We start from the raw sequence: 7,922 nt of genomic DNA, 5'->3' as shown, positions 1-7,922 counted from the left end.
CCGTCGCTCCCGTCACTCCCGTCGCCACCGTCACCGCCCGCACAGCCGGCGATACCGGCCGCGATGCCGGTCGCGCCGATCGCTTTCAAATACTGTCGCCTCGAGCTGTCGGTTTGCGTTTGCTTTTTCGTCATGGTTTATCGCAACGTTCGTAGAGACATGGTGTCAAGAAGTAATTAAATCTTTGGGTAGTACAGATCGGGGACATCGTCGATGGCCCGCTGAGAGCGGTCAGCATGGCCTTACCGCTGCGCCGAGAGGGGTTAGCGCTCACGACTCGGTAGTGTCACCCATGTACCGATCGATCCGCTTCGCGAGCGCGAGCGCGAACTCGTCGTCGTTGATGTTCGCGTCCAGTTCGATCAGCTCCACGTTCTCGTCGACGTGCTCACGGAGCGCGTCGAACAGCGCCGCGTCTGCCTCCGGATCGTGAAACGGCTCTTCCGGCGCGTCGAGCATCGAGACCCCCGAGAGCGGCAGTGCCAGCGTGGTTGGGCCCGCCGACGCGTTGAGCTTCTCCGCGATTCTCCGGCCGAGTTCGGCGTTCTCCTCGGGAGTCGTCCGCATCAGCGTCACCTGGGGGTTATGCACGTGGAAGAGCCGATCGTCGAACTCGTCGGGGACGGAGGCCTTCGGACCGAAGTTGACCATGTCGACCGCGCCGGTCGAAACGACCTGCGGGATCCCCGCCTCGCCGGCCGCCTCGAGCCGGTCGGGGCCCGCGGAGAGGACGCCGCCCACGAGCTCGTCCGCCAGCTCCGTCGTTGTGACATCGAGAACACCGTCGATGACCCCCTCTTCGATCAGCGCCTCCATCGCACGGCCACCCGTCCCGGTCGCGTGGAACACGATGGTCTCGTACCCCCGATCCTCCAGCCACTCGCGGGCCGTCTGGACGCACGGGGTGGTCACGCCGAACATCGTGATGCCGATCGTGGGCTTCTCCGCGGTCTCCACGTCCGGGTCCCGATCGACCATCCCGACCATCGCGAGCGCCGCGTTCGCGATGACGGTCCGCGAGAGCTGGTTGAGCCCCTCGATGTCGGCGACGGAGTACATCATCGCGATGTCGGCGTATCCCACGTACGGCTCCGTGTCGCCCGACGCCACCGTCGAGACCATCAGCTTCGGCACGCCGACCGGAAGCGCGCGCATCGCGGCGGTCGCCATCGACGTGTTCCCCGACCCGCCCAGCCCGAGGACGCCGTCGAGACGCCCCTCGTCGTGGGCGCGCGTGACGACGGCGGCGGCGCCGTCGCCCATGGCCTCGACGGCTCGCCCGCGGTCGCCGGCCTCGCGGAGCGCGTCGAGATCCGCGTCGGCCGCCGCCGCCACCTCGGTAGCGCTGACGTCGGGTTCGATCTCGGGGTCGCCCATCACGCCGACGTCGACGAGGGTGACCTCGATCCCCTCCGCCTCGATGATGTCGCGGGCGAACCCGATCTCTTCGCCTTTCGTGTCGAGCGTGCCGACGATGTAGACGCTCATCGTCGCCCCGCTTCGGATCGAGCGCGTCGCGTCGGGGCGGTCCCGCGGTTCGACGCTCCGCTTCGACGGCGTACCAACGATTCTGTGCGGTTTGCACGGAACCGCTGCATGCGTCTCTGTCTCATGACGTGCGAGTCAACGCCGCAGACCATAATTAACATTCGGGTTATTGGCAGGGGTGCCGCCGACCCGGACGGGGGCGTCGGCGACGATCGCTCGCTGTTTCAGATCGACGAATGGGCCCGTCCTTCTCTTCGACGGGACAGGCCTGAGGATTTATTATCATGTCCTTGCTACATGGCGGTATTCATGGCCGAATCTCCAAACTGGAATCAAACCGAGGTGTCGAGCACCGTTCCGCCCGCGTTCGAGAGACAGGGGGAAGAGACGCTCACAACGCTACAACAGCTCGCCAAAATCGGCCTCTGGTCATACGACGTGGACGAAGAGGAGCTTTGGTGGAGCGAAGAGGCCAAGGGCATCCACGGGCTCGACACCGCACCGACGGTACCGGACGTGATCGAACAGTACGCAGAGGAGGACCGGCGCGACGTGCTCGAACGGCTCTCGGAAGCGGTCGAGCGCGGGGAGTCGTTCTCCGTCGACGTGGGATACGCCAGCGAGCGGACGACCGAGCGCACGATACGGCTCAGCTGTGTGCCGATCGTCGAAGACGGCCAGACCGTCATGCTGCAGGGGATCGTCCAAGACGTGACCGACCTAAAGCGACAGGAACAGCGCATCGAGATCCTTCGCCGTACGAGCCAGGAACTCAGGAACGCCAGTTCGAAGGACGAGGTCGCGGAGCTACTCGCCGACGCCGCGAAAAACATCCTCGGTCTCGTGAACACCACCGTTCGGCTCGTCGACGAGAACCGGAACACGCTTCAGACGGTCGAAGCGACCGAAGAGTGCCTAGAGCGCGCCGGCGAACGCCCGAATTACGCAGTCACCGAAGACACCCCGGCCGCAGAGACGTATCGAACCGGGGACCCCGTCATCCACGAGGATCACGAGCACACCGAAGACGACCACAGCCGGGGAGCCCTTCGCTCGGGGCTGTACGTCCCGATCGGTAGCCACGGCGTCCTCAGCGCGGGCGACATCGTCGTCGATGCCTTCGAGGAACACGACCTCGAGGCGGCGAGCCTGCTCGGCGAACTCGGCGCGGAAGCGATCACGCGGATCGGGTGGGTGAAGCGATCGAGAGCGATCTGAGGCCGCGATCGATCCGGAGGCGATCACGGACCGTCTTCTCTGTTCACATTATGAAAAAGATTATCATCGATCGTGAGTATGATACCGACATGATCGGGAACGTGACCGGGCGTCGGCTCAAGACGACCGAGGCCTCGCTGGAAATCCTGCGGCTCATCCTCGAACACGACGGGCTCACCCTCAACGAGTTGGACGGGATGGTCGACAGCTCGAAGAGTTCGATCTGCAGCCATCTCAACACGCTCCTGGACAGTCGTTACCTCATCAAGGAGAACGGAACCTATTACGTCAGTTTCCGGCTGGCGCTTCTGGGCGAACGAGCGAGACACCGGTATCCGACCGGCGAGGACGTCCGAGAGATAATTGACCGCTTGGCGCGTGCAACGGGACAGGAGGCGAACTTCACCATCTTCGAACACGGCCGTCTTCTCGCCTGTTACGGCACGTCGGCCGACGAGAACGCGGGCGAGTCGAGCGTTCGATACCGATCGGAGTACCACCTACACAACACCGCGGCGGGGAAGGCGATCCTCGGTGAGCTCGAACGCGGAGACGTCGAGGCCATACTGGACCACTGGGGACTCCCGCGGGAATCCGAGGAGACGATCACGGACCGTGACCGGCTGTTCGAGGTGCTCGACGAGTACGAGTCGAAGGATTACGCCGTCGTCGACGAGGAGTTCGCCCCCGGGCTCGTCGCAATCGGGGTACCCGTCCACGGCGTCGACGGAGAGATCGTCGGCGGGGTGAGCGTCGGGGGGCCGAAGTACCAGAACAGCCTCACCAAGTTGGAACGGGAGCTCGCCGAACATCTGTTCACCGCCGCTAACGAGATCGAGTCGGTGCTCCGAGAGGAGGTCTGAAGCACGTCGCGACATCGTATGACCTGTTTAACCGAAACGACATTTACATAATGAGAATAGATGCGATGTTAATCATTAACAATCCATCTCACTCTACCACACGCCAATGAGAATTACAGATATACATGTGTAATTAACACGGTCGATAATAGATCATTAATGCAACTAATTTACGATATGTAAATCTATGTCGCTGCGGTATCCGGCGGCTACGCTCGACACCGGGACCGGGTCGATAGCGATCGGCAGGGTTGACCCCGCGAACGCAGGGGAGACGGCGAGAAGAGAGCCGCGGCAGTCGGCGTCGGCAGCGCGATCGTCGTCGACGGCGCCGTCGCGAACTGGAAGTACGCCTCGCCGCTTCGAACGCGTCCGACCACCGCTTCGCCCGAACTGAGGAACGACCGCGACGAAAACCGGACCTGAGGCCGACCCATCTTCCGAAACCGGGGAATCGGCGAGAGCAGAATTGTATATCGCGACATACGATATATGCGTCCGGCTACAGACGGTTCGCGTCGTCTGATCGGCGACGAAATTCGCACTGACTCTCGAACGCCGACGGAATTCCCGCCGACTCCGGAACGGTTACCCCGGATGCATCCCCAATGTCGGTCATGACCGACTCCGATTGGGGCGACTGGCTGCCGCGCGCGGTGGCGGACGCCGATCCCGACACGGTAGCGCTGTGGTACCTCGGTTGCAACGGCTTCGCGATCAAGGGGAACGAGGGGACCGTCCTCTGGATCGACCCGTACGCCGGTACCGGCGATCCGCCGCGTACGGTCCGGATGATTCCGGTCCCGTTCGATCCCGACGACATCGACGTGGCAGACGCGGTGCTGGCGACTCACGAGCACACGGACCACGTTCACGGCCCCTCGCAGGCGCCGATCCTCGCGAACACCGACGCCGACTTCGTCGCGCCCGACGACTCGCTCGCGGTCGCCCGCGAGGAAGAGCGTTGGACCGAGAACTGGGACGTCGACGAGGAGGCGTTCCTCGAAGTGACCGAGGGCGACGAGCTGAAGATCGGCGAGTTCACCGTTCACGTCGTCGAAACGCAGGACGCCGACGCGACGCACCCGGTCGGGTACGTGATCGAACACGAGTCGGGCACCCTGTTCCACGCCGGCGACAGCAAGCCCTCGGAATCGTTCTCGGCGCTGGCCGACGAGTTCGACATCGATCTCGGGATCTTGGCGTTCGGGTCCGTCGGCAGGGTCCCGGACAAGGAGACGGGCGAGCCGATCGAAACGAAGTGGTACAGCGACGAAAACGAGATCGCGGCGGCCGCCGAGGACCTCGCGCTCGATCGGCTCGTCCCGACCCACTGGGACATGTGGAAGGGGCTGACCGCGGACCCGACCGCGCTCCACGACCACGTCAGGAGCCGCTCGCACCCGAACCGACTGGAGATCGTCGAGATCGGCGATCGGGTCGATCTGTAGAATTTCGCTCTCTTTCGGCCCGATATCGGGTTTTCGCCGGTAGGTGGTTATCAACGCCGAAACCCGGCCCGTGGAATTTAAGCCCCTGCTCCGGGAGGGTCTCCGTATGAGCGAACGGACGGCAGAAGCGACGACGACCGTCGACGAGGACGGTATTCGCGTCGAGAAGTCCTTCACGGACGACGCGTTCCCCGTGCCCGCGGTGATGTACGAGCTCTCCTCGACCCGCGAGGACCCCGTGCGCGTGCGCATCGTCGACCGCATCCCGGAGTCGTTCCCGATGGACCGAATCGGGTTCCACCCGGAGTACGAGAGCGAGAACTGGACCGCCTACAAGGACCACCGCGTCGAGTTCGAGCGCGTGATCGATCCCGGCGAGGAGATCGAGACCGTGTTCGGCATCCGAGACGACGATCCCGACCTCGACGGATTCCTCGGAACGCCGGTGATCGAACACGTCCCGGTCGGCGAGGAGATCGAAGACGTTCTCGGCGCCGGCGACACGGACGCCGTCAGAGAGGTGCTCTCCGGCGATCGAGCGACGCTTCCCGGAATGGAGGAGCCGCTCCCCGAGGACGATGAGCCCGCGGCGGTCGGCGACGACCCGGCCGCGGAAGCGCCTGAGGCCGCCGAAAGCGACGAGGGACCTCACGACACCGAGGCCCCCGAACCGAGGGAAGTCGTCGCGGGAACCGCCGCGGTCACGTCGCACGACGAGGCGTCTGAGGCGGACGAGATCGGGGCAGACGCCCCCGAGGCGAACGAACCCGAGGCGAACGAACCCGACGTAGACGAGTCGGTGAGCGACGAGGCGGAGGACGCGTCAGGGACCGCCGACGAAGGCGAGCCGACCGAGTCCGGCGAACCGGAGGTTTCCGAGCGGGAAACCACCGAATCCGTCCCGCCGAAGGGGATCGCAGCGGCGCTCGCCTCTGAGATCCGCGCAGGCGAGGTAGGCGACGACGACCTCGAAACGCTCCGGTCCGAGCTCGACGTGGGCGTCCCCCGCAGCGTCGACGTGCGGATCGCTCGCCTCCAGTCGAGCGTCGCCGACATCGAGGCGTACGCCGACGCGCTCGCGGAGTTCATCGACGGGGAGGGGACCGCCCGCGAGATCCTCGACGAGCTCGACGAGAAGGTCGACGCCGTCGAGTCCGAGATGGCCGCGATCGACGACCGGCTCGCGTCCGCCGACGCGGACCGGAACGACCTGCGAGAGGAGGTCTCGCGGGTCGACGAGTCGGTGTCGTCCGTGACCGACGAGGTCGACGCGGTCACCGAGCGTGTCGACGGCGTCGGCGATCGGGTGGATAGCGTAGAGTCGGAGGTTGGCGAGGTCGAAGAGTCGGTTGGCGAGGTCGAAGACACCGTCGCGGGCGTCCAGGAATCGGTCGCGAACGTCGAGGAGACCGTCGACGGCGTCGCCGGCGACGTGTCTCGGCTCGACGACGAGACGACCGGCCTCGACGAGGCGGTTGACGACCTCGGCGACGACGTGGAGACGCTGTACGAGGAGGTCGACGCCGCCGCCGCGGGGCTGGAGGCGACCGAGAACCGTGTGGACGACGTGGAGGCCCGGATGGAGCGGTTCGACGAGGAGTTCGACGACCTCTGGGACGACCTCGCGGAGGTCGACACTCGGTTGACCGACATCGAGGACCGGCTCGGCGAGGACCTCGACGACGTGGAGGCGGAACTCGACGCGATCAACGATCACCTCGAAGAGCTCGAAGCCTTCAGAGAACGGCTCAACGAGGCGTTCGGTCCGTAATCGCGCCCCGACGCGGACCCGAGACGACGAAACCGCACCGAGCGGAAAGCGCAACCCGTTTTACCCGCGGCGGCCCATCACCGGTAATGAGCGAACCGGTACCGGTCGCCGTGCCGCGGAAAGGCCGACCGCTCGAAGCGGTCCTCGAACGGATCGCGGCCGTCGGTCCCGACGACCGGCTCGACGGGCTCGCGGACCGCGTGAGCAACACCCTCCGGTACGAGAAAGCCGTCACGAAGGGTCGCGTCGACGCCGACGACGGCCCGTACGAACGGCTGTCCGAGTACTCCGACCCCGACGACCCGGGCCAGCCCGAGTTCACGTTGCTGCGGGACGACCGAGACGGCAAGCCCCGACGGATCGTCTTCGACGCGGCCACCGTCGACCTCGGAGACGTGACGCTGAAACTCGTCGGTCGCGAGGAGCCGTTCCGAGCCCTCCGGACCCACGAGTTCGCGCTCGGGTTCGATTCCGCCGACCTCGTCTTGGAGGAGGTCGTCGGGATCCGATCCAGCGGACTCGGCCAGATCGCGGACATCAACGATCGGATCGACCCCGTCGACACCGACGTGCGAGTGGTCAACGGACTCGGTGACACCGTCCATCACACGCTGATGGGACTGTCTCTTATACACATCTCTNGATGTGTATAAGAGACAGGAGTACGAGGGGGCGCTGTGTATCTCCCCACGCTACGAGCGACTCGTCACCGCCGTGCTAGGAACGGACGCGCTGGAGGGTGTCGAGTTCGTCTATCCGAACGCGGACGAGGAGGAAGAGGCCGCCATCGCCCGAACGGGACTGGGCGTCTACCTCACGGTCACCGGGTCGACGGCCCGCGAACACGGACTCGTCGTCGGCGAACACCTGTTCCCCAGCGAGACCGTACTGATGCGGAACGCGGCCGAACACGACCCCGTCGTCGAGCGCGCGCTCGACGCGATCGCGGTCGAAACCTCGTCCTCCGAGATACGGACCTGATCCCGCACTTTCTATAGCGATATACGGTGTACGCGTCGGCGTCGGATCGGTCGCCGTGCGTCTCCAACGACCGATGACGGGTGAAAGAACGCCGACAGAGCACCGACGTCGGCAACGGGTGCGCCTTTGTACCTGTCTTTCCGTTTCCCA

General features: G+C 65.1%; 5 protein-coding genes and 1 pseudogene. 5 read left to right on the top strand and 1 reads right to left on the bottom strand.

Annotated elements, in window-relative coordinates; all coding sequences use genetic code 11:
- Window positions 1-270: 270 nt before the first annotated feature.
- Complete coding sequence (locus C471_RS16070) at window positions 271-1,488, bottom strand: Tm-1-like ATP-binding domain-containing protein (RefSeq protein ID WP_004050839.1); 1,218 nt, start codon at window positions 1,486-1,488, stop codon at window positions 271-273.
- A gap of 309 nt (window positions 1,489-1,797) precedes the next feature.
- On the opposite strand from C471_RS16070, the gene C471_RS16065 reads away from it, so the two are divergent.
- The 5 genes and pseudogenes from C471_RS16065 to C471_RS16045 all read left to right on the top strand — a co-directional run bounded on the left by C471_RS16065 (window position 1,798) and on the right by C471_RS16045 (window position 7,772).
- Complete coding sequence (locus C471_RS16065) at window positions 1,798-2,706, top strand: GAF domain-containing protein (RefSeq protein WP_239638671.1); 909 nt, start codon at window positions 1,798-1,800, stop codon at window positions 2,704-2,706.
- A gap of 89 nt (window positions 2,707-2,795) precedes the next feature.
- The gene (locus C471_RS16060; RefSeq protein ID WP_004050833.1) at window positions 2,796-3,569 is read left to right on the top strand and encodes an IclR family transcriptional regulator; all 774 of its coding nucleotides are present in this window, start codon (window positions 2,796-2,798) and stop codon (window positions 3,567-3,569) included.
- 617 nt (window positions 3,570-4,186) lie between these two features.
- A complete protein-coding gene (locus C471_RS16055) occupies window positions 4,187-5,020 on the top strand; it encodes an MBL fold metallo-hydrolase (RefSeq protein ID WP_004050831.1) in 834 nt (277 codons plus the stop codon).
- Window positions 5,021-5,126: 106 nt separating this feature from the next.
- Complete coding sequence (locus C471_RS16050) at window positions 5,127-6,791, top strand: hypothetical protein (RefSeq protein WP_004050829.1); 1,665 nt, start codon at window positions 5,127-5,129, stop codon at window positions 6,789-6,791.
- An 86-nt stretch (window positions 6,792-6,877) separates the two neighbouring features.
- Window positions 6,878-7,772 (top strand): annotated as a pseudogene (locus tag C471_RS16045) (hypothetical protein).
- Window positions 7,773-7,922 lie beyond the last annotated feature (150 nt).

Origin of the sequence: Halorubrum saccharovorum DSM 1137 (assembly GCF_000337915.1) — an archaeon.
Taxonomy (GTDB): domain Archaea; phylum Halobacteriota; class Halobacteria; order Halobacteriales; family Haloferacaceae; genus Halorubrum; species Halorubrum saccharovorum.
This window is presented reverse-complemented; position numbering and strand designations above follow the sequence as displayed.

Coding starts and splice junctions, on each gene's coding strand:
- C471_RS16055 (WP_004050831.1), top strand. CDS start 4,187: ATGACCGACTCCGATTGGGGCGACTGGCTGCCGCGCGCGGTGGCGGAC.
- C471_RS16070 (WP_004050839.1), bottom strand. CDS start 1,488: ATGAGCGTCTACATCGTCGGCACGCTCGACACGAAAGGCGAAGAGATC.
- C471_RS16050 (WP_004050829.1), top strand. CDS start 5,127: ATGAGCGAACGGACGGCAGAAGCGACGACGACCGTCGACGAGGACGGT.
- C471_RS16065 (WP_239638671.1), top strand. CDS start 1,798: ATGGCCGAATCTCCAAACTGGAATCAAACCGAGGTGTCGAGCACCGTT.
- C471_RS16060 (WP_004050833.1), top strand. CDS start 2,796: ATGATCGGGAACGTGACCGGGCGTCGGCTCAAGACGACCGAGGCCTCG.